This is a genomic window from Ralstonia sp. VS2407 (assembly GCF_052950655.1).
The window spans coordinates 80,340-102,889 of the sequence record NZ_JBRFVG010000014.1 but is presented as its reverse complement, the minus strand read 5'-3'; the positions used below and the strand labels follow the sequence as shown (position 1 = coordinate 102,889).

Here is a 22,550-nt window from a genome sequence, read left to right as displayed (position 1 = left end):
ACATCGGCGCTTTGCCTGAATTTCGAGCCCTTGCCATGAACGCTCCGCACCCCGCTTCCTCGGCGCTTGCTGCCGAACGCCCCACCCTCGCCGCCCTGGAGGCGTGCGACGCCTTCGCGCACCGCCACATCGGCCCGTCGCCGGAAGAGCAAGCGCAGATGCTTGCTGCACTTGGTTTTGATAGCCGCGCCAAGCTGATCGACGCCGTGATCCCGCCCGCCATCCGCCGCCAGGACGGCATGCCGCTGGGTGAATTCACGCAGCCGCTGACCGAAGAAGCGGCGCTGGCCAAGCTGCGCGGCATCGCGGGGCAGAACCGCGTGGTCAAGAGCCTAATCGGCCAGGGCTACTACGGCACGCATACGCCGGGCGTCATCCTGCGCAACATCCTCGAGAACCCGGCTTGGTACACGGCCTACACGCCGTATCAGCCGGAAATCTCGCAGGGCCGCTTGGAAGCGATGCTGAATTTCCAGCAGATGGTGATCGACCTGACGGCCATGGACATCGCCAATGCGTCGATGCTGGACGAAGCGACCGCCGCTGCTGAAGCCATGACGCTGCTGCAGCGCATCGGCAAGTCGAAGTCGACCGTGTTCTTCGTGGCCGACGACGTGCTGCCGCAAACGCTGGAAGTCATTCGCACGCGCGCCGAGCCGATCGGCGTGCAGGTGGTGACCGGCCCGGCGGCCGACGCTGCCAAGCACGATGCGTTCGGCGTGCTGCTGCAATACCCGGGCGCCAACGGTGGGCTCCTGGGCGATCTGGCGACGTACCAGGCGCTGACCGATGCCGTGCACGCTGCCGGCGGTCTGGTCGTGGCCGCCGCCGACCTGCTGGCGCTCACGCTGCTGGCTGCGCCGGGCGAATGGGGCGCTGACGTGGTGATCGGCAACACGCAGCGCTTTGGCGTGCCGTTTGGCTTCGGCGGCCCGCACGCCGGTTACATGGCCGTGCGCGATGCGTTCAAGCGCTCGATGCCGGGCCGCCTGGTCGGCGTGACGATCGATGCGCAAGGCAACCCGGCCTACCGCCTCGCCCTGCAGACGCGCGAGCAGCACATCCGCCGCGAGAAGGCCACCTCGAACATCTGTACCGCGCAGGTGCTGCTGGGCGTGATGGCATCGATGTACGCCGTCTACCACGGCCCGCAAGGCCTGAAGCGCATCGCGCAGCGCGTGCACCGCCTGACCGCCACGCTGGCCGCCGGCCTGCGCGCGATCGGCTACACGCTGGAAGCCGACGCGTTCTTCGACACGCTGACCGTCGCCACCGGCGCGCGCACCGCCAACCTGCACATCGCTGCGCAGGCGCACGGCATCAACCTGCGCCAGATCGACGCGGGTGGTGAAAATTCGCGCCTGGGTATCTCGCTGGACGAGACGGTCACGCGCGCCGATGTCGTTGCGCTGTGGGAAGTCTTCGCGCACGCCGCACACGCTGCCGCACCGGACTTCGACAAGACCGAAGCAGCAGTTGCGGACGCATATCCGGCCTCGCTCGTGCGCCAGAGTGCGTACCTGACTCACCCGGTGTTCAACGCGCACCACTCCGAGCACGAAATGCTGCGCTACCTGCGCAGCCTGGCCGACAAGGACCTCGCGCTCGACCGCACGATGATCCCGCTGGGCTCTTGCACGATGAAGCTCAACGCCACCGCAGAAATGCTGCCGGTGACGTGGCCCGAGTTCTCGAACATCCACCCGTTCGCACCGGCCGACCAGACCGTCGGCTACCGCGAGATGATCGATCAGCTCGAACAGATGCTGTGCGCCGCCACCGGCTACGCCGCCGTGAGCCTGCAGCCGAATGCCGGCTCGCAAGGTGAATACGCTGGCCTGCTGATCATCCACGCCTACCACGCCAGCCGTGGCGAGGCGCACCGGAATGTCTGCCTGATCCCGTCGTCGGCGCACGGCACGAACCCGGCATCGGCGCAGATGGCCGGCATGCAGGTCGTCGTCGTGGCGTGCGATGAGCGCGGCAACGTCGATCTGGCTGATCTGGAGAAGAAGGCGGCCGAGCACAGCAAGAACCTCGCGGCGATCATGATCACCTACCCGTCCACGCACGGCGTGTTCGAGGAAGGCGTGAAGCGCGTCTGCGAGATCGTGCACAGCCACGGCGGTCAGGTGTACGTGGACGGCGCCAACATGAACGCCATGGTCGGCACCGCCGCACCGGGCCACTTCGGCGGCGACGTCTCGCACCTGAACCTGCACAAGACGTTCTGCATTCCGCACGGCGGCGGCGGTCCGGGCGTGGGTCCGGTGGCCGTAGGCGCGCACCTCGCGCCGTTCCTGCCCGGCCGCGCGGCTTCGGGTGAAGACGCCAGCCAGAACATCGGCAACGTGTCGGCTGCGGCATTCGGCTCGGCGTCGATCCTGCCGATCTCGTGGATGTACATCGCGATGATGGGCGCCGCGGGCCTGACCGCCGCCACCGAGACGGCCATCCTGTCGGCCAACTACGTGGCCAAGCGTCTCGCACCGTACTACCCGGTGCTGTACACGGGCGCGCACGACCTGGTGGCGCACGAGTGCATTCTCGACATCCGCCCGCTGCAGAAGGAATCGGGCATCAGCAACGAAGACATCGCCAAGCGCCTGATGGACTTCGGCTTCCACGCGCCGACGATGAGCTTCCCGGTGCCGGGCACGCTGATGATCGAGCCGACCGAGAGCGAGCCGAAGGTGGAGCTCGACCGCTTCATCGACGCGATGATCGCCATCCGTGGCGAAGTCGACAAGGTGATCTCGGGCGAATTCGACCGCGAAGACAACCCGCTCAAGCACGCCCCGCACACCGCCGCTGTGGTGATGGCCGACGACTGGTCGCACAAGTACACGCGTGAGCAGGCCGCCTACCCGGTGGCATCGCTGCGCAAGCAAAAGTACTGGCCGCCGGTCGGCCGTGCCGACAACGTCTACGGCGATCGCAACCTGTTCTGCGCCTGCGTGCCGATGAGCGAGTACGCGCAGGACTGATGCCCCTCGAAGTGAGATGAACGCGGCGGCGGGGCGGCATGCTCCGCCGCCGTGTCATATGTAACGTGGCGCAACCCCTGTAACCTGCTCTCACAGCCGCTGTTTTCAGAGTTCCTCGCCGTTTATGGTGACGACAGTTCACCCGATCGACGAGAGCCTGCCATGCCGATGCTTCAGCCTGCCCCACTCTTCCGTTTGCTTGCCTGTGCCGCCGTTGTCGCGGTATGCGGTGCGTGCTCGCCGATACAGGCGGGGGCTGCGGCATCGGTGTACGCCGGCACGCACAATACGGCGGGGCCGGCGCGCGATTGGTGCAGCGTTTCGCCCGCGCTGTCCGGCGAACCTGCTGCTGTCAAGCTGATCGCCCGTGCCACTCAGCACCTCGGGCAGACGCCCCACCCGCTGCCGCGTCTGCATACCGAAGGTACGCTGCCGCACCAAGGCATCTACGACGAATCCGTTGTTGCCGCGCGGGACTTCCCAGTCATGCGCGACGCCGCAATGGCCTGGCGTCTCACCGGCGACAAGCGCTTCGCCGAACAGGTCGACACCTTCCTGCACGCGTGGGTCGGCACGTATGTACCGAGTTTCAACCCGATCGACGAGACGAAGTTCGATGCGCTGATTCAGGCCTACATGCTCGCGCGCGACGGCCTGACGCCAAGCACGCGTGAAGAGACGCAACGCTTCCTGCGTACGCTGGCCGAAGGCTATATCGCCCGCACCGATGCCGCCCGCCAGCCGCTGTCCCATACGTGGGTCAACAACTGGCAGAGCCATCGCATCAAGCTGATGGCAATGTCGGCTGCCGCGCTGGGTGACCACGCGTTGCTCGCGCATGTACATCGCCTGTTCCTGCAACAGGTCGCCAATAACGTGCGCCCGGACGGGTCGGTGGAAGATTTTGAAGACCGCGACGCGCTTCACTACGTCGTCTATGACCTCGAGCCGCTGACGATGGCCGCGATTGCCGTGCAGCCTTTCGGCCAGCAGTGGCTACGTGAGCGCGCAGCCAACGGCGTCTCGCTCGCTGCCGCCCTCGATTGGCTCGTGCCGTATGCCGACGGCAGCCGCACGCACGAGGAATACGTCCACTCGCACGTTGCCTTCGACAAGAAGCGAGCCGATGCAGGCCTCGCCGGTTTCTCCGGCATGTGGGAGCCGAAAAGCGCCTCCACACTGTATTGGCAAGCCGCGCGGCTGAACCCGAAATACCGCACGCTGGCCGAACGGCTCGCCGCGACTGCGCCCGACTGGCTGGCGCTGTGCGCAGCCCGTTGACTGGCGAAGCGACGCGCTGACAGCGCGCATACAACAACCTGGCGCAAGTGGCCACAAGCCGCTTGCACCCTTTAACGCCCCCGGAGCCTCACCCATGGCTGTTTCTGTTTTCGACCTCTTCAAGATCGGCATTGGCCCGTCCAGCTCGCACACTGTCGGGCCGATGCGCGCCGCGCTCATGTTCGCCTCCGGCCTCGAAGCCGATGGGCTGATGTCGCAAGTCGCCAGCGTGCGTGTCGAGCTGTACGGCTCGCTCGGTGCCACCGGCAAAGGCCACGGCACGGACCGCGGCGTCATCCTCGGCCTGATGGGCGAGGCGCCGGACACCATCGACCCCGACACCATCGATGCCAAGCTGGCGGAGCTGCGTGCATCGCAGTCGCTGTCGCTGCTGGGCCGTCACGCGATGCGCTTTACCGAAAAGGAACACATCGCCTTCTACCGCCGCGAGGCGATGGCCGAGCATCCGAACGGCATGAAGTTCCACGCCTTCGATGCGGCCGGAGAACGGCTACGCGAGGCGCGCTACCTGTCGGTGGGCGGTGGCTTTGTCGTTACGGCTGGTGCACCCAACACGCAGGTGCTGGCGGCGCACGACCAGTTGCCGCATCCGTTCCGCAGCGGCAAAGAGCTGCTGGCGATGTGCGAATCGACGGGCAAATCCATTGCCCGGCTGATGCTCGAAAACGAACTGACGTGGCGCACCGAGGCCGAAGTGCGTGCTGGTCTGCTCAACATCTGGCACGTGATGCAGGCGTGCGTGGCGCGCGGTTGCCGCACGGAAGGCGAGCTGCCGGGGCCGTTCCACGTGCGTCGCCGCGCGGCGGAGTTGTATTCACGGCTTACGGTGCAGGCCGAACGCACGCTGTCCGACCCGCTGTCGGTCATCGACTGGGTGAATCTGTATGCGATTGCCGTCAACGAAGAGAACGCCGCAGGCGGGCGCGTTGTCACGGCACCGACCAACGGCGCAGCGGGGATCATCCCGGCGGTGATGCATTACTACGACCGGTTCGTCCCCGGCGCGAACGACAACGGCGTGGTGGATTTCCTGCTCACCGCCGGCGCGATCGGCATGCTTTACAAGATGAATGCATCGATCTCCGGTGCGGAAGTCGGGTGCCAGGGCGAAGTCGGCGTGGCGTGTTCGATGGCGGCGGGCGCGCTGGCTGCTGTGCTGGGCGGCACGCCTGCGCAAGTCGAAAACGCCGCGGAGATTGGCATGGAGCACAACCTCGGGCTGACGTGCGACCCGGTTGGCGGGCTGGTGCAGATTCCGTGTATCGAGCGCAATGCGATGGCGTCGGTGAAGGCGGTGAATGCGGCGCGTATGGCGTTGCGTGGGGATGGCACGCATTATGTTTCGCTGGATTCGGTCATCAAGACGATGCGCGAGACTGGCGCGGATATGAAGACGAAGTACAAGGAGACGGCGCGGGGTGGGTTGGCGGTGAATATTGTGGAGTGTTGATTTTTGGTTTGGATTTTGGGCTGTTGGTGCATCCCTTGTTTCATCTCCTGCCGGGGCTGACTCACTTTCTTTGGTCTTGCCCAAAGAAAGTAAGCAAAGAAATGCGCGCCCGAGATGGCGAAAGACTCCTTGAATTTATGTCGCAGGGAGGGGAAGGGAAAAACTCGCTTCGCTCAGACAGTTTCCCTTCCTTTTTCCTCCCTGCAACAGAAATTCAAGGCGCCATCTAGGGCAGGAAAGTCAAAGGACAACAGCCACACCCTCTGGGCGCCAGCCCAAACGACAAGGCCAACCTCACGACGGGTTGGCCTTTTGCTTTTGACGTTGAGCCCTTGATGGCGCCTTGAATTTTTGTGAGCGGGCGGAAAAAAGAGGGAGGCCTGTCTGAGCGCAGCGAGTTTGCCTCCTTCCCCGCACGGTCACACAAATTCAAGGGGAAGTCGCCATCTCGGGCGCGCCTTTCTTTTGCTTACTTTTCTTTGGCAAGACAAAGAAAAGTGAGTCGTGCCCGGCAGGGTACGAAAAGGGGATGGACCACAAACAACAAATCTAGAGGACACCCCAAAAAAAACGCACAAGCCCCCGCCCCATCCACTCCTATAATCCGCGCCACAAGAACCCTCTTTGGAGACCCGCAGGATGCAATCCCTCCATCCTCCCAAGCACATTCCGGCAGCGACCCTGCCGGAGCTGACGCTACGCGGCATGATCCTCGGTGCCATCATCACCGTAATTTTTACCGCTTCAAACGTGTACCTCGGCCTGAAGGTCGGCCTGACGTTCTCATCGGCGATTCCGGCAGCGGTCATTTCGATGGCGGTGCTGCGCATGCTCGGCGGCACGAACATCCTTGAGAACAACATGGTGCAGACGCAGGCGTCCGCGGCCGGGACGCTGTCTTCCATCATCTTCATCCTGCCCGGCCTGGTGATGATTGGGCACTGGCAAGGTTTCCCGTTTTGGCAAACGTTTGGTGTGTGCATGGCGGGCGGCATGCTGGGCGTGGTGTTCACGATTCCGCTGCGCCACGCCATGGTGGTGCAGAGCGACCTGCCTTATCCCGAAGGCGTGGCGGCAGCAGAAATTCTGCGTGTAGGTAGCGGCCAGTCGGCGGACGGTGAAGACGCGGCCGATGACGACGCGGTGCCGGCCGCCACCGGCATGCGCGACCTGGCCGCGGGCGGCATTGTCGCGGCCATCGTGGCGTTTGCAACGAGCGGCCTGCGCCTGCTGGGCGAAGGGGCAAGCTGGTGGTTCGCGGCGGGGGCCGCAGTGGTGCGCTTGCCGCTGGGCTTTTCAACGGCACTGCTGGGCGCGGGCTACCTGATCGGGCTGGTGGCCGGGCTGGCCATGCTGGTGGGCCTGGTGATCGCCTGGGGTATCGCCGTGCCGTATCTGACGTCCATCACGCCGATGCCGGCGGGCAAGGCGCTCTCGGCGTTCGGCACGGATGTGTGGCGCACGCAGGTGCGCTTTATCGGTGCCGGCGTGATTGCAGTGGCGGCCGTGTGGACGCTGGGCACGCTGATCGGCCCGGTGGTGCACGGCGTGAAGCGCTCGTTCGGTAGCTTGCGCCCGAAAGCCGATGGCGCGCTGCGTACCGAGCAGGACATGGCGCCGCGCTGGATTCTGCTGGTGACACTGGCCATGGTCGTGGTGCTGGTGATCACGTTTGCCGCGTTCCTGGCGCCGACCATGCTGTCGGCCGGCTCGCGCTGGACGCTGATCACCTGCGCGGTGATCTTTGCGGTGGTGTTCGGCTTCCTGGTGGCGGCGGCGTGCGGCTACATGGCCGGGCTGATCGGTTCGTCGTCGAGCCCGATTTCTGGCATCGGCATCATCGCTATTACGTTGGTGTCGCTGCTGCTGTTGGCTATCGGCGCGGACAACGGCATCGTCGGTTCGCCCGAAGCGAGCAAGCTGGGCATTGCGCTGGCCATTTTCACAACGTCGGCCGTGGTGGCCGTGGCGACCATCTCCAACGACAACCTGCAAGACTTGAAGACCGGCTGGCTGGTCGGAGCCACGCCGTGGCGCCAGCAGGTGGCGCTGCTGATCGGCTGCGTGGCGGGCGCGGCGGTCATCTCGCCGGTGCTGGAGCTGCTGTACAACGCGTATGGCTTTCCGGGCGCGCTGCCGCGTGCCGGCATGGACGCGGCGCAAGCGCTGTCCGCACCGCAGGCGACGCTCATGACGGCCATTGCCACCGGCATCTTCACGCACCAGTTGGAATGGAACATGGTGATTGCCGGCATCGTCATCGGCATGCTGCTGATCGCCGTCGACTGGGCGCTCAAACAGCGTGGCGGTGTTGCGCGGCTGCCGGTGCTGGCGGTCGGCATCGGCATCTACCTGCCGCCGACGATCAGCACGGTCCTGGTCACCGGCGCGGTGCTGGCGTGGGTCATCGAGAAGATTCTCGCCAAGCGCGCGCAGGCGGCCGGTGTGCCGTACGCGCGCTATGCCGAGGTGCCGAACCGCCACGGCGTGCTGCTGGCGTCGGGCCTGATCGTGGGTGAAAGCCTGGTGGGCGTGCTGATGGCAGCCGTCATCGGGGCCACCGGCAAGGATGCTCCGCTGGCGATCGTGGGCGCCTCGTTTGAAGGCACGGCGCAATGGCTCGGGCTGATCGTCTTCGCCTTGGTATGCTGGGCGTTTGCGCGCCGCGTTCTGGCGGTGCGTCCGACTCATTGACCCCGCCACGCACCATGCTGCTCCGAGACGCAACGCAGGCCGACCTGCCGGCCATCGTCGACATCTACAACGATGTGATTGCCAACTCCAACGCGATCTACACCGAAACACCGGTCACGCTGGAAGACCGCACCGCATGGCTGGCCTTGCGCGCCACGCAGGGGTATCCGGTGCTGGTGGCTGACGATGACGGGCAAGTCGCAGGCGTTGCATCGTTTGGGGATTTCCGGCCGTACCCGGGCTTTCGCACCACCGTCGAGCACTCGGTGCACATTCACCGCGACTGGCGCGGCAAGGGACTGGGCAGCCTGCTGGTCGAGGCGCTCTGCGAGCGTGCCGCGGCACTGGGCAAGCACCTGATGGTGGGCGCCATCGACGGTGCCAATGCAGGCTCGATCCGCCTGCACGAAAAGCTCGGCTTCAAAGAAGTGGGCCGCATGCCCGAGGCCGCCATCAAGCACGGCCAGTGGCTCGACCTCGTGTTCATGCAGCGCTGGCTGGAAGCGCCCGGAACGGTCCGCAACGGCTGACCGTTCCGGGATGCATCAGGCGGGCTGCGTTGCCGCCTGCGTCCAGCGCCCGCAACCGCGTCGCACGGTCTCGTGCAGGTTGCGGGTTTCACGTTGCGCCGCGCGGATCCACTCGGCATCCGCATCGCGCGCCTCCACCACCTCCCGCACCATGTCGAGCGCGCCTTCGGACGACAGCGCTTCGGCGTGTGCCGACAGCACCTTGCTCGTCTCCAGGATGTGATCGGCCAGCGCCCCACGGTTGCCCGTGGCCGGGTCGACGTATTCGCCTGCCAGCCCGAAGCGGCACGCCTGGAAGCGGTTGAAGGTGTAGACGAGGTAATCGTCTTCCACGGGCATGAACGGGCGGTCGAGCAGCAGCCAGCGGCCCAGCGCCTGAATGTAGGCGGCGATGGCGGCGGCGCGTTCGACGGTCAGCGGGGTGTCCATCACGCGGACTTCGATCGTGCCGAATTCGGGCTTGGGGCGGATGTCCCAGTAGAAGTCCTTCATGCTTTCGATCACGCCGGTGGCATGCATCTTGTCGAAGTACGCGATGAAGGCATCCCACGTAAGCACGAACGGCGCGCGGCCCGACATCGGGAAGGCGCTGACCGAATTCATGCGAGCGGAGGCAAAGCCCGTATCCACGCCCTGCACGAACGGCGACGACGCCGCCAGCGCAATGAAGTGCGGCACGTAGCGCGACATGGCGTGCAGCAGGTACAGCGCATCGTCGGGATTCGGGCAGCCAATGTGCACGTGCTGGCCGAATACCGTGAACTGCTTGGCGAGGTAACCGTATAGATCCGAGATGTACTGATAGCGCGGCGATTGCGAAATCTGGCGCTGGCTCCACTGCTGGAACGGATGCGTGCCGCCGCCGCAGATGCCGATGTTCAGCGCCGTGGCGGCTTCGGCCATGCGGTCGCGCATCTCGCGCAACTGCCAGAGCGCTTCATCGTGGCTGTGGCAGATGCCGGTGGAGATCTCGATCATCGAATCGGTGATCTCCGGCTTGATGTCGCCGGGGTATTCCTTGCCCTTGAGCATGCGCAGCAGGTCGGGCGACGCCGAAGCGAGGTCGTAGTCATGGCGATTGACGAGCTGCAATTCCAGCTCGACGCCAAACGTCAGGGCTTCGGATTTCGAGAACGGTTCGAGGGACATGGGGCTCAGTGCCTCCCTTCTTCTTGTCGCACCTCACCTGCCCAGCGCAGCGAACGCGCGGTCAGGATCGGCGCGGCAATCTGTTGGATCGCCAGCGTGCACAGGATGATGGCCGCCAGCGGTCCGCCGGTTTGTGGATACAGTGCCGCCGTATCGTGCATCAGCAACCATGACAATCCCGACATGGGGCCGAGCGCCAGGCCGAGCGCAATGCTCTGCCGCATCGACAGCCCCGAGAACGAGCCCAGCGCCGTCGTGGCCGCCAGTTTGGCGATGAAGCGCGAGAGCACCAACGCCACCGCCGCCACACCGCCGATCGCCCAGTCCGACGCCTTGAGCGGCAGACCGAGCGACACGATCATCACCACAATCAGGATGCTGCCCGCGCTGCCGAAATGCGACGGCCACACACGCGGATGATCGTCCTGGTGCTTGAACACCACGCCTGCCAGCAGCAGCGTGAGCGGCACCGACAGCTTGAGCAGCTTGGCCATCGCCAGCGCAAACAGCACCAGACCCACCAGCACCAGGAACGCGTAGTGATCGTCACCTGCCATGCGGTGATACAGCGCGTGGCCTACCTTGCCGACCACCCAGGCTAGAAGCACGGAGCCTGCCAGCAGATACAGGGGATGGAACAGCGCCGCCGCCCAATGGCCGTATTCGCTGTGCAGCCACCCGGCCGTGAGCGGCGCCAGCACGCTTGCGTAGATGCTGTTGAGCGCGCCCAACGAGAGCAACCGCTCCGTCACCTGGCCTTCGGCGCGCAGTTCGTTCTTGAGTTGCAGCAGCACCGTGGGGGACGTGGCCACCGCGATGGCGCCCGCAGCTACCGCCACCGGCGCCGCCACGCCAAACAACTGCAGCACCCAGGTGACGAGGCCCCAGGTCAGCAGGCTCTCGAAGCCGCTGGTGAGCAAGAGCCAACGATTGGCACGCAGCCACTCGAATGACAGCCGGTGCCCCAGTTCGAACAGCGCCAACGCCAGCGCCATCTCGATCAGGATGTGGGTCTGGTCGAGCATGTCGGCGTCGATGAGCGGGCGGCCGAGCACGCCGGCCACCAGCCCCGCCGCCGCATAGCCGACGATGCGGGGCAGCTTGAGCGCGGCGCGCGCGAACTCGCCGCACAACGCCGCGCCGACCAGCGCCAGCCCGATCCAGAAGAGACCGCCAGGTGCGGGCGGCCACGAAGGGAAGAGATCGTGAAGTCCTGTCATGGCCGACATGGTACCCGAAGCACCCGATCGGAAAAGTCAGCCAAGCACTGACACGCGTTAGACCCGTGTTACGCGCTATTTAACAATGGATAGATGATTTTCGGCGCAGAAAGCGACAACTCTGCGTTTGGAGTCATTCGCTACCGGCAAAGAAAAACCGCCCCGGAGGGCGGTTTTCATACTGCGAATGGCTGAGAGCCGGTCGGATTACTTGCCGCCCACGCTCTCCAGCGGCGTCCACTTGCCACCGGTGACCTTGTAGACGGTGATGCCGCCGTCCTTCAGGTCGCCCTTCTCGTCATAGGCGTAGTGCTTGGCGGTCACGCCTTGCATGTTGGTCGCGGCCAGGATCGGCAGGTACTTGCTCGGATCCGACGAGCCGGCCTTGACCATGGCTTGCATCAGGGCCATTGCGCCGTCGTAGGCGTACGGCGAGTACGTCTGCACCGGCGTGCCGAAGCGCTTCTCATAGCGGGCCTTGTAGGCGGCGCCGCCCGGCATCTGCTCCAGCGGCAGACCAGCCAGCGAGCACACCACGCCTTCGGCCGATTGCGCGCCAGCCAGCTTGATGAAGTCGTCGGTCTTGGACATTTCGCCCGACATCAGCGTCGACTTCATGCCCAGTTCGCGCATCTGCTTGACCAGCGGAGCCGATTGGCCTTCCGCGCCGCCGTAGAACACGGCGTCAGGCTTCTTGGACTTGATCTGCGTGAGGATCGACTTGAAGTCGCTGGCCTTGTCGTTGGTGAACTCGCGACGCACGATGGTGGCGCCGGCAGCCTTGGCGGCCTTCTCGAATTCGTCTGCCAGACCTTGGCCGTAAGCCGTGCGGTCATCAACGATGGCGATGTTCTTGTAGCCCAGCTTCTTGACGGCGTACGTGCCGACCACCGAACCCTGCTGGGTGTCGGAGGTCATCATGCGGAACGTCGTCTTGTAGCCTTGCTTGGTGTATTCCGGTGCCGTTGCCATCGCGATTTCTGCGATGCCCGCATTGTTGTAAATGCGCGAGGCCGGGATGGTCGTACCCGAGTTGAAGTGGCCCAGCATGCCCTTGATGCCGCTGTCCACAAGCTTCTGTGCGACGGTGGTGCCGGTCTTCGGGTCAGCTTGGTCGTCTTCCGAGATCAGCTGGAACTTGACTTCCTTGCCGGCGATCTTCGGATGCGTGGCGTTGAACTCCTCGACCGCCAGCGTCAGGCCGTTCTGCATGTCCTTGCCGTACTGGGCTTGAGGACCGGTCATCGGGCCGGCGTAGCCCAGCTTGATGACTTCCTGGGCCGATGCCCCACCCGCCAGCGCGCACAGGGCGGCGGCCAGACACAGTTGCTTCAATTTCATTTGTGCGTCTCCTAGTTCAAACGCAATTTGGATCAATAGCGCGACGGGATCACCGTCGCCCTCCTCCCGCTTCGCGCTCCATCCGCACCCGTCGTGCGGATGGCGCTGCGAATCCTGCTCGTGCTCCCCGTCAGCCGATGGTCATCAGGCTGGCGTTGCCACCCGCCGCGGCCGTATTGACCGACAGCGAACGCTCGATCAGCAGGCGCTCCAGCGCCAGCCCCTCCCCGCCATGCGGCAGGCCTTGCACGCCCACGATGGGGCCGGCACGTCGTGCCAGTCCTTCGCAAATGGCGCGCAGATGGTCCGAATCGCCGTGGTGCAGCACCGCATCAAACGCCGCTTCGTCGGTCGACCCGACCACGCGGACGCGCGATTGTACTGCCGCCGGCAAGCCCCGAAGTACCGCTTCGATGGCAGGGTTTTCCTGCACAACGGCCACGCTGCCAACGGCCAGAATCGCCGCCAACTGGCGCAGCCAGTCCGCCGGATCGGCCGCCACGCACAGCACCGCTTCGCGCGGCAGCAGCGTGTAGGTGTTGCGCTCGCCCGTCGGGCCCGGCAGCGTGGCCGTGGCGCCCGTGGCAGACGCCGCAGCCAGGCGTTCGCACAGCGATGCCAGCTCAGGCGCCTGCTTGCGCGCCCAGTCCGTCAGTGCATCGAACGGCGCCAGCAGCGCGCGGCGCGCATCGGTATCGATGTCCGTACCGGCACCTGCGGTCAGTTGCAGCGCGGTGCGCATGCCGTCCTGCGGGCACGTCGAGAGCAAACGCAGCAGATACAGCGGGCCGCCAGCCTTCGGGCCCGTGCCCGACAGCCCTTCGCCGCCGAACGGCTGCACGCCCACCACCGCGCCGACGATATTGCGGTTCACATACAGGTTGCCGACGTGCGCGCGGTCGACCACGTGCGCGATGGTCTCGTCGATTCGCGTGTGGATGCCCAGCGTCAGGCCGTAGCCCGTGCCGTTGATCTGCTCGATCAGCTTGGTGAGGCCCGCGTTGTCACCCGAGCGCTTCCAGCGCACCACGTGCAGCACGGGGCCGAAGATCTCGCGCGTCAGGTCCGACAGGCCGTCGAGTTCGATCACCGTTGGCGGCACGAAGGTGCCGTGTGCGCACGCAGCCGGCACAGGCGCCTGATGCACGCGGCGGCCCTTGGCACGCATCGCTTCGATGTGGCCGACGATGTTGTCGCGGGCTTCGGCGTCGATCACCGGGCCAACGTCCGTGGCGAGTCGATCCGGATTGCCCATCGCCAGCTCGGCCATGCCGCCCTTGAGCATCGCGAGCACGCGGTCGGCAACGTCATCCTGCAGGCACAGCACGCGCAGCGCCGAGCAACGCTGCCCTGCCGAATCAAACGCAGACGACAGCACATCCGCCACCACCTGCTCGGCCAGCGCGGACGAATCGACAATCATCGCGTTCTGACCGCCAGTCTCGGCAATCAGGGGGATCGGCGCGCCGTTGGCATCCAGGCGGCCGGCCAGCGTGCGCTGCAGAATGCGCGCGACTTCGGTCGAGCCGGTGAACATCACGCCCTTGGTGCGCGTGTCCTTCACCAGCGCCGCGCCGACGGTCTCGCCGCGGCCCGGCAGCAGTTGCACGGCACCGGCCGGCACGCCGGCTTCGCGCAGGATGCGCACGGCCTGCGCGGCAATCAGCGGTGTCTGTTCAGCGGGCTTGGCCAACACCGGGTTGCCGGCGGCCAGCGCGGCGCTGACCTGGCCGGTAAAGATCGCCAGCGGGAAGTTCCACGGGCTGATGCAGACCACCGGGCCCAGCGGACGGTGCGTGTCGTTGGAGAACCCGCCGCGCACCTGCGCCGCGTAGTAGCGCAGGAAGTCGACGGCCTCGCGCACCTCGGCGATGGCGTTGGACAGCGTCTTGCCCGCCTCGCGGATGATCAGCCCCATCAGGTGCTGCATCTCGCCTTCCATCAGGTCGGCGGCGCGATCGAGCAACGCGGCGCGCGCTTCCGGCGGCGTGGCTTGCCAGATCGGGGCGGCGGCGGCGGCGGCCGACAGGGCGGCATCCACGTCGGCTTCGGTGGCTTCCGTCACATGGCCGACGATATCGCGCAGGTCGGACGGATTGCGTACCGGCTGTGCCGTGCCGCCCACGTACGGCGCATCGCCAATGGTCGGCTCGGCGTTCCAGACCGTGCTCGTGCCCGCAAGAAGCGCGGACGACAACGACGCCAGGCGCTGCTCGTTCGCCAGGTCGATGCCCGACGAGTTGGCGCGCACGTCACCGTAGAGGTGGCGCGGCAGCGGAATCTTCGGATGCGGCAGGCCGAGCGTCCCTTCATCGGCGTGCATCTTTTCCACCACCGCCACAGGGTCGGCGACGAGTTCATCCAGCGGAATCGACTCGTCCGCAATGCGGTTCACGAACGAGGTATTGGCGCCGTTTTCCAGCAGGCGGCGCACGAGGTAGGCCAGCAGCGTTTCGTGCGTACCGACCGGCGCGTAGATGCGGCACGGGCGGTTCAGCTTGCCCGGCTTGTTGCCGACCACTTGCTCGTACAGCGGTTCACCCATGCCGTGCAGGCACTGGAATTCGTACTGGCCGGGGTAATAGTTCTGGCCGGCCATGTGATAAATGGCCGCCAGTGTGTGTGCATTGTGCGTGGCGAACTGCGGGAAGATCGCTTCCGGCGCGGCCAGCAGCTTGCGGGCGCAGGCCAGGTACGACACGTCGGTGTAGACCTTGCGCGTGTAGACCGGATAGCCCTCCAGGCCGTCGACCTGGGCGCGCTTGACCTCGCTGTCCCAGTACGCGCCCTTCACGAGACGGATCATCAGGCGGTGCTTGCTGCGGCGGGCCAGATCGATGATGTAGTCCAGCACGAACGGGCAGCGCTTCTGGTAGCCCTGCACCACGAAGCCGATGCCGTTCCAGCCGGCAAGCTCAGGCGCAAAGCACAGGCGCTCCAGCAGGTCGAGCGACAGCTCCAGGCGGTCGGCTTCTTCCGCATCGATGTTAATGCCGATGTCGTATTCACGCGCCAGCATCGCCAGCGCCTTCACGCGCGGATACAGCTCGTTGATCGTGCGGTCGTACTGCGCGCGGCTGTAGCGCGGATGCAGCGCCGACAGCTTGATCGAGATGCCCGGCCCTTCGTAGATGCCGCGCCCGCCCGAAGCCTGCCCGATCGCGCGGATGGCCTGCTCGTACGACGCGAGATAGCGCTGGGCGTCTTCCTCCGTCATCGCGGCCTCGCCGAGCATGTCGTAGGAATAGCGGAAGCCTTCGGCCTCGAACTTGCGCGCGTTGGCCAGCGCTTCGGAAATGGTTTCGCCGGTGACGAACTGCTCGCCCATCAGGCGCATCGCCATGTCCACGCCCTTGCGGATGAGCGGCTCACCGCTCTTCCCGATGATGCGCGTGAGCGCCTTCGACAGCCCTGCTTCGTTGTGCGTGGCAACCAGCTTGCCCGTGAGCAGCAGGCCCCAGGTGGCAGCGTTCACGAACAGCGACGGGCTCTGGCCGACATGCGAATACCAGTTGCCGTTGCTGATCTTGTCGCGGATGAGCGCGTCGCGCGTGGCCTTGTCGGGAATGCGCAGCAGTGCCTCGGCCAGGCACATCAGCGCCACGCCTTCCTGGCTCGACAAGGAAAATTCTTGGATCAGGCCCTGCACCAGGCCTTCGCGGCCGGTGCCGACCTTTTGCGTGCGCAGCTTGCCGGCCAGATCGCGGGCGAGCTGCTTGGCTTCCGAGGCGAGCGCGCCCGGCAGGCGAGCCTGCTCCAGCAGCATCGGAATGGCTTCGGTTTCGGGCCGGCGGTAGGCGGCCGTGATGGCAGCGCGCAAGACCGACTGCGGTTGCACGCTCTGTGCGAATTCGAGGAACGGTTGCACCGCAGGTTCATCACCCTCGTGCATGTCCGAGACGGCTGCGGCGGCGGACGGGAGGCCATCCGCCACCGGGCCGTTTGCATCAGTTGGCAGCTGCCCCCGCTCCACTTGGTCCAGATACGTGAAGATCGCCTGCTTGATCAGCCAGTGCGGCGTGCGGTCAATGGACTGCGCAACGCGCTTGAGGCGTTCACGCGAAGCATCGTCCAGCTTGACCCCGAGGGTGGTTGTAGCCATGTGGGTTCCTATCCTTAGCTGCCATTGCCAAAGCTTGTGGCCGGCAAATCGGAGCGGATCATACGCCCGGCAACTCGGAAGGTGCAACCTAGTAGAACCCCTTGCTTCAAAAGGGCTAGATTTGGTGCAACCGCACATGGGCCAAGGTGGGGAAATGCGCACCTTCGGGGGGAAAGTGAAGGAGACCCAGGCGCGCCACGGTTGAACGCTGACCGTTCAGCCTCCGAGCCTCGTGCTCGAGCGTTTTCTTGTGGCGTTCCACGGTCTGAGCCTCGCATTTCACCGTTTCAGGCTCATGCATGATGCTCGGACGGTCGCGCTCCAGGGTTTTATCGTGGCGTTCGAGGCTTGGATGGTCGATCGCCACGGTCCGAGGCTCATGTTCCGACCCTGGACCGTGGCGCTTCAGTCTTTTCGGGTCGCGCCCCAGCCTCGGAGATTCGTTGAGTTCATGGTTTTCGGCCCATGCGCAGGCCTCGGACCGTCGCGCTCCGCGGTTTCAGGGTCGCGCTCCACGCTTGAAAGCTGACGTGCCACAGTTTTAGGTCGAGATTTTAGAGCTCGGACAATGGAGCATCGCGGTTTGACCCTCGCGTTTCGCGGTGTGGGGTCCACCGCCCGTGTTCCGACCCCGGGATCAGATCCGCAGTGGATCGATCTCCAACTGCCAGCGCACGCCTTTCACGGTCTTGCTGATGCCGGCAAACCCGTCCGTCCAGGCGGATAGCAGCTTTTGCAGGGCCGCGCGCGAGGCACTTTCCACCAACAGTTGCGCGCGCTCCCGGTTGGCCAGCCGCACCATGGTCATCGGCACCGCGTCATGCAGGAAAACGGGCGCCCCCAGCTCGGCCGCCAGCGCTTCGCCAGCCTCCCGCGCGGCGCCGAGAAATTCCAACGCCCGCGCGACCTCTTTGTGTTCAGCCGTCAGCAACGCCTGATACGCAAACGGCGGCAGCCCGGCCTGCTTGCGCTCACGCAGAAGCTGGCGCGCGAACCCGGCATAGTCGTGCCGGACCAGCGCCTGCAGCGCCGGCGCATCCGGATACCGCGTCTGGATCAGCACCTCGCCGGCCAGCCCTGCACGGCCGGCACGGCCCGCCACCTGCATCAGCGAGGCAAATAGGTGCTCGCCGGCGCGAAAGTCATGGCTGAAGAGGGAGGGGTCCGGCGCCACCACGCCCACCAACGTCACGCGCTGAAAGTCATGCCCCTTGGCGACCATCTGCGTGCCGATCAGGATATCGACGCTGCCTTCGTGCACGGTGTCGAACAGCGCTTCGGCGCTGCCCTTGCGGCGGGTGGAATCGGCATCGATGCGGGCGACGCGGGCTTGCGGAAACAGTTCGCCAAGCGTCTCTTCGATGCGCTGGGTGCCGCGCCCGAGCGGGGCGATATCAACGTTGCCGCAGTCGGGGCAGTGATGCGGAATGCGCGATTCATACCCGCAGTGGTGACAGCGCAGGCGCCGCTCCGGCTTGTGCAGCACCAGGTACGCGGAGCAACGCGGGCAGCCCGAGAGCCAGCCGCATGCGTCGCAGGACAGCACGGGCGCGTAGCCGCGGCGGTTGAGGAACAGCAGGCTTTGTTCGCCACGCGCCAGACGATCGGCAATCGCATCCACAAGCGGTTTGGACAGCCCATCGCGAATCTGGCGCCCGGCGCGGCGCTCGAGGTTCAAATCGATGAGCGACACGCGCGGCAGCACGGCTTCAGCCTGCGCGCGTTGCGAGAGCGTCAGACGCGTGGTGGCGGTCTGCTCGGCGCGCCACCAGGTTTCCAGCGACGGCGTGGCGGAGCCCAGCACCACGGGGATGTTCCGCTGCTTGGCACGCCATAGCGCCAGGTCGCGTGCGGAATAGCGCAGGCCCTCCTGCTGCTTGTACGACGTGTCGTGTTCTTCGTCGACGAGGATAAGCGCGAGGTTGGGCAGCGACGCCAGCATCGCCAGCCGCGTACCGAGCACGATGCGGGCCTCGCCGCGATGCGCGGCCAGCCAGTTCAGCGCACGCGGCTGCTCGGCCAGGCCGCTGTGCAGCGCCGCCATCGGCACGCCGGGAAAACGTGCGGCGATGCGCGCTTCCAGTTGCGGCGTCAGGTTGATCTCGGGCACCAGCATCAGAACCTGTGCGGCCGGGTCGCGCGCCAGGGCATCGGCGATGGCGTGCAGGTAGACCTCGGTCTTGCCGCTGCCGGTGACGCCGTACAGAAGGAACGGGCTGAATGTGCCAGCCGCGCCAGCTTGGGCAATGGCGGCCACGGCGGCAGCCTGTTCGTCGTTCAGGGCGGGTGCGACCGAAGGCGCAGGCAATTCGAGCGGTTGCGGCAACAGCGCCTTCGGCCGCAGTTCTGCGCGCAGCCATCCGACCGTCGCCCAATCCCGCAGCTTGGCAACGGCTTGCCCGTGCAGCTCGACCGCCGCGCTGGTGCTCAACTCACCATCGCCGGTGAGCGCTTCGGCCAGGCGCATGGCGCCGGACGCACGTTTCGGAATGCTGTCCAGCAACGCGGCCCGGGCCGGTTCGAACATCACATAGACGGTTTCGTTGGCCTGTCGGGCAAGATTGACCCAGCTTCCGGGCGTGCGCCACAACGGCGGCAGCGCCGGCAACGTCACCTCGCCCAGTGCACGGTGGTAGTAGCCGGCAGCAAATTCGGCCAAGGCACGCCATTCACTATCGAGCGGCGGTACCCAGTCGAGCACGCGCTCGACATCGCGCAGCTTCTCTTGGGGCACATCGGTGGTCGCGGCAGTGTCGACCACCAACGCCACCACGCGCCGGTTGCCAAAGGGCACCACAACCAACTGCCCCGGCAGGACAGGCCGCGCACACCGGTAGTCGAACACGGCATCCAGTGGCGTATCGATCACCACCCGCACGATGGCGGCCGACGCCTTGGCATCAGAAAACGCAGCGTCGACTTGGGTGGTGGTCATGCAAAGCGCAAACGGTTGAATTGCAAAGGGATTGTTGCGATGCAGCGGCGGATCCTGCACCTGGGAAATGCGTCTTGCCCATCTCACCTTGCCTTCACAGCCATTGCCATGGTCGGCTCAATGTTCAAGTATTACTTGAGGTTTGTGCCTTGGCGCCCTGATCGGCGACCGTTTTCCCGGCTATCCACACGACCTGTGGATAACTTTGTTGAAAAGTCGCCTGCCGCGCCCGTGAAGGCCAATGGATTCACCGTTTTTCTAGCTTGCACGATTTACGCGCACGCGGCTTTCTTTTATAAAAATCAAACACTTATGCGTTGGATGCACACAGACCGCCCTGTTGCGCCGCGGAAAGAACCAGCCGCGACAGCTTTGTGCATAAGTCAAGTCTTGACAGCCGGCTTACGCACCAGAAAACGCGAAATAAATCGCTTGACACCCCTTCCGGGCCAGATGGGGCCACCAGCACGCGAGTAGTCACTCACCCCGACTGCACCAAAGCGGCGAAGATTCCACCCGTGCCCCTGGCTTCACGCACAACTGCGGCCCAATTCAAACGCTATCGCACCGCAACATTGATCTCAATCGTGTTATTTCGCTTTCGTGCGAAGCGCGCGGCTGAAGCTGTGCACTTCGTCCACCAGCACCGTCACGGCCTCGGGTGGCGTGAACTGCGAGATGCCGTGGCCGAGGTTGAAGATGTGGCCGTCGCTGTCGCCGCTGGCGGCGTAGTCTTCCAGCACGCGGCGCACTTGGGCGCGAATGGCGTCGGGTTCGGCAAACAGCACCGTCGGGTCCAGGTTGCCCTGCAGGGCGACGCGCCCTGCCGTTCGCTGGCGGGCGAGCTGCAGGTTGACGGTCCAGTCCACGCCCAGCGCGTCGGCACCGGTCTCGGCCATGGCTTCAAGCCACAGGCCACCGCCCTTGGTGAACAGGATGACCGGCACGCGCTGGCCGTCGGCCCCGGGGCGGATGCCTTTCACCACGCGTGCCATGTAGGCCAGCGAAAACTCCTGGTAGATGCCATCGGCAAGCGCCCCGCCCCAGGTATCGAACACCTGCACAGCCTGGGCACCCGCCTCGATCTGGGCGTTCAGATAGTCGATCACGGCTTGCGCGTTGATCTCCAGGATGCGGTGCATCAGGTCCGGACGCGCATAGAGCATCGACTTGACGGTGCGGAAGTCGTCCGAACCGCCGCCTTCCACCATGTAGCAGGCGAGCGTCCACGGGCTGCCCGAGAAGCCGATGAGCGGCACGCGCTGGCGGCCGTCCTGCACGAGCGCACGGCGGATTTCTGCCACGGCATCGAACACGTATTGCAGCGACGACATGTCGGGCACCGACAGCGCCGCCACGTCGGCTTCCGTGCGCACCGGCTTGGCAAAGCGCGGGCCCTCGCCCTGCGCGAACGACAGGCCCAGGCCCATGGCGTCGGGCACGGTCAGGATGTCGGAGAACAGAATCGCCGCGTCTAGCGGGTAGCGATCCAGCGGCTGCAGCGTCACTTCCGTCGCATACGCCGGCGACTTGGCCAGGCCGAGAAAGCTGCCGGCGCGCGCACGCGTGGCGTTGTACTCGGGCAGATAGCGGCCCGCCTGGCGCATCAGCCACAGCGGCGTGTAGTCGGTCGGCTGGCGGCGCAGGGCGCGCAGGAAGGTGTCGTTGGCGAGCGGGGCGGACATGGCGATGGACTCTTGAGGAGGGCGCCATTGTAAGGGATGGTGTTTTTATCCCGCCCTGACCCAGGCCAACATGTCGCAGGTCACGGGCGCAGATATCACGGCACCTTGTGCGTATCGCCCGCGCGCTGTGGCGGCAGCTTGATCGCCATCGCCTTGAAATCCGTGCTGGTGGTCAGCGTTCCGTGCACCACACCACGCGGAATCACGATCAGATCGCCCGCCCGGACCTCGCGCGGCGCGCTGTCGAGCCAGACGGTGGCCGTGCCGGACATCACGTACTGGATCTCGTCGGAGTACGTATGCGTGTGCCTGGCCACGGTCCCCACCTGGATGCCCACCGTGCCGTTGGCCGCCGTCACCAGTGTTTTCGTGCGCAGCGTGCCCATCTCGGCGATGACGGGGCCGATCTCGTCCGGGGTCATGCTGCCCATGTTGACGATCTGCGCCGTAAGCGTCGGCGCCGAGGCTGGAGCCGCTGCCGCAGCCGGTTGGGACGCTTGCGCAAACGCGCCGGCGCAGCAGGCAAAGATGGCGGCGGCAGAAACCGCCCGGATCACAGCAACAGGACGATGGCGATGCATGGTTGGGCTCCTCATGACGCGGTCGCCGTCAAGGCGCGGCGGTCAGCGGCGCGCTGGTTGGCTCATTCGTTTGGCGCGCTCGCGGCGATTGTCGCATCGGCACGCGCAGGCGTAGACCTAGGGCGATTCCCGAGAATCCGGGGCGCCGGCCCCAAACCGGCTCGCCTATAGTGGACGGCGCCAAGCCCGCCACAAAACGCACATCACAGGAGACCGGCATGACACACAAAGGAAGCTGCCACTGCGGCAACGTCGCGTTCGAAGTCGAAGGCCATCCGGAAAGCGCGATGGCATGCAACTGCTCGATCTGCCAGCGCAAGGGCTCGCTGCTGTGGTTCGTGGCGCGCGACAAGGTTCGGCTGCTGACGCCCGAAGACAACGCAAGCACCTATCTCTTTCGCAAGCACGTGATCAAACACCGCTTCTGCCCGACCTGCGGCATCCATCCGTATGCCGAGGGCGTCATGCCCGACGGCACGCCGATGATTGCCATCAACGTGCGCTGTCTGGAAGACATCGATCTGGCCAGCGTGCCGGTCACCCAGTTTGACGGGCGGTCGATGTAGCGGCGCCG

14 protein-coding genes are annotated in these 22,550 nt (G+C 65.5%); 6 read left to right on the top strand and 8 right to left on the bottom strand.

Annotated features, from left to right (window positions below):
• Window positions 1-35: 35 nt before the first annotated feature.
• The 5 genes from gcvP (at window position 36) to ACU8YE_RS20425 (ending at window position 8,963) form a co-directional block, all read left to right on the top strand.
• Window positions 36-2,987 carry an aminomethyl-transferring glycine dehydrogenase gene (gene gcvP, locus ACU8YE_RS20445; RefSeq protein ID WP_446929457.1) on the top strand — a complete coding sequence of 984 codons (2,952 nt, stop codon included), beginning with the start codon at window positions 36-38 and terminating at the stop codon, window positions 2,985-2,987.
• Window positions 2,988-3,149: 162 nt separating this feature from the next.
• Complete coding sequence (locus ACU8YE_RS20440; protein WP_446929456.1) at window positions 3,150-4,268, top strand: alginate lyase family protein; 1,119 nt, start codon at window positions 3,150-3,152, stop codon at window positions 4,266-4,268.
• Window positions 4,269-4,362: 94 nt separating this feature from the next.
• Window positions 4,363-5,739 (top strand): L-serine ammonia-lyase, encoded by a 1,377-nt coding sequence (locus ACU8YE_RS20435; protein WP_232041366.1) that lies wholly within the window; start codon window positions 4,363-4,365, stop codon window positions 5,737-5,739.
• A gap of 639 nt (window positions 5,740-6,378) precedes the next feature.
• Window positions 6,379-8,433 (top strand): OPT family oligopeptide transporter, encoded by a 2,055-nt coding sequence (locus tag ACU8YE_RS20430; protein WP_446929455.1) that lies wholly within the window; start codon window positions 6,379-6,381, stop codon window positions 8,431-8,433.
• 14 nt (window positions 8,434-8,447) lie between these two features.
• A complete protein-coding gene (locus tag ACU8YE_RS20425; protein WP_440076393.1) occupies window positions 8,448-8,963 on the top strand; it encodes a GNAT family N-acetyltransferase in 516 nt (171 codons plus the stop codon).
• 15 nt (window positions 8,964-8,978) lie between these two features.
• On the opposite strand, the gene ACU8YE_RS20420 is transcribed toward ACU8YE_RS20425, so the two are convergent.
• From ACU8YE_RS20420 to ACU8YE_RS20385, 8 genes are all read right to left on the bottom strand, one after another.
• Complete coding sequence (locus ACU8YE_RS20420) at window positions 8,979-10,112, bottom strand: YbdK family carboxylate-amine ligase (protein ID WP_232041369.1); 1,134 nt, start codon at window positions 10,110-10,112, stop codon at window positions 8,979-8,981.
• Window positions 10,113-10,117: 5 nt separating this feature from the next.
• Window positions 10,118-11,341 (bottom strand): cation:proton antiporter, encoded by a 1,224-nt coding sequence (locus ACU8YE_RS20415; protein WP_260804353.1) that lies wholly within the window; start codon window positions 11,339-11,341, stop codon window positions 10,118-10,120.
• A 198-nt stretch (window positions 11,342-11,539) separates the two neighbouring features.
• Window positions 11,540-12,673, bottom strand: coding sequence for a branched-chain amino acid ABC transporter substrate-binding protein (locus ACU8YE_RS20410; protein WP_232041371.1), 1,134 nt, complete (start codon window positions 12,671-12,673; stop codon window positions 11,540-11,542).
• A gap of 130 nt (window positions 12,674-12,803) precedes the next feature.
• Window positions 12,804-16,775 (bottom strand): trifunctional transcriptional regulator/proline dehydrogenase/L-glutamate gamma-semialdehyde dehydrogenase, encoded by a 3,972-nt coding sequence (gene putA, locus ACU8YE_RS20405; protein WP_446929454.1) that lies wholly within the window; start codon window positions 16,773-16,775, stop codon window positions 12,804-12,806.
• 115 nt (window positions 16,776-16,890) lie between these two features.
• The gene (locus ACU8YE_RS20400) at window positions 16,891-17,142 is read right to left on the bottom strand and encodes a hypothetical protein (protein WP_446929453.1); all 252 of its coding nucleotides are present in this window, start codon (window positions 17,140-17,142) and stop codon (window positions 16,891-16,893) included.
• 270 nt (window positions 17,143-17,412) lie between these two features.
• Window positions 17,413-19,710, bottom strand: a complete 2,298-nt coding sequence (locus ACU8YE_RS20395) for a primosomal protein N' (RefSeq protein WP_446929452.1) — start codon at window positions 19,708-19,710, stop codon at window positions 17,413-17,415.
• A gap of 590 nt (window positions 19,711-20,300) precedes the next feature.
• Window positions 20,301-21,395 carry a uroporphyrinogen decarboxylase gene (gene hemE / locus ACU8YE_RS20390; protein ID WP_232041374.1) on the bottom strand — a complete coding sequence of 365 codons (1,095 nt, stop codon included), beginning with the start codon at window positions 21,393-21,395 and terminating at the stop codon, window positions 20,301-20,303.
• 95 nt (window positions 21,396-21,490) lie between these two features.
• Complete coding sequence (locus ACU8YE_RS20385) at window positions 21,491-21,976, bottom strand: cupin domain-containing protein (protein WP_316880606.1); 486 nt, start codon at window positions 21,974-21,976, stop codon at window positions 21,491-21,493.
• A gap of 218 nt (window positions 21,977-22,194) precedes the next feature.
• Between ACU8YE_RS20385 and ACU8YE_RS20380 the strand changes: the two genes are divergently transcribed.
• The gene (locus tag ACU8YE_RS20380) at window positions 22,195-22,542 is read left to right on the top strand and encodes a GFA family protein (RefSeq protein ID WP_232041376.1); all 348 of its coding nucleotides are present in this window, start codon (window positions 22,195-22,197) and stop codon (window positions 22,540-22,542) included.
• Window positions 22,543-22,550: the final 8 nt, after the last annotated feature.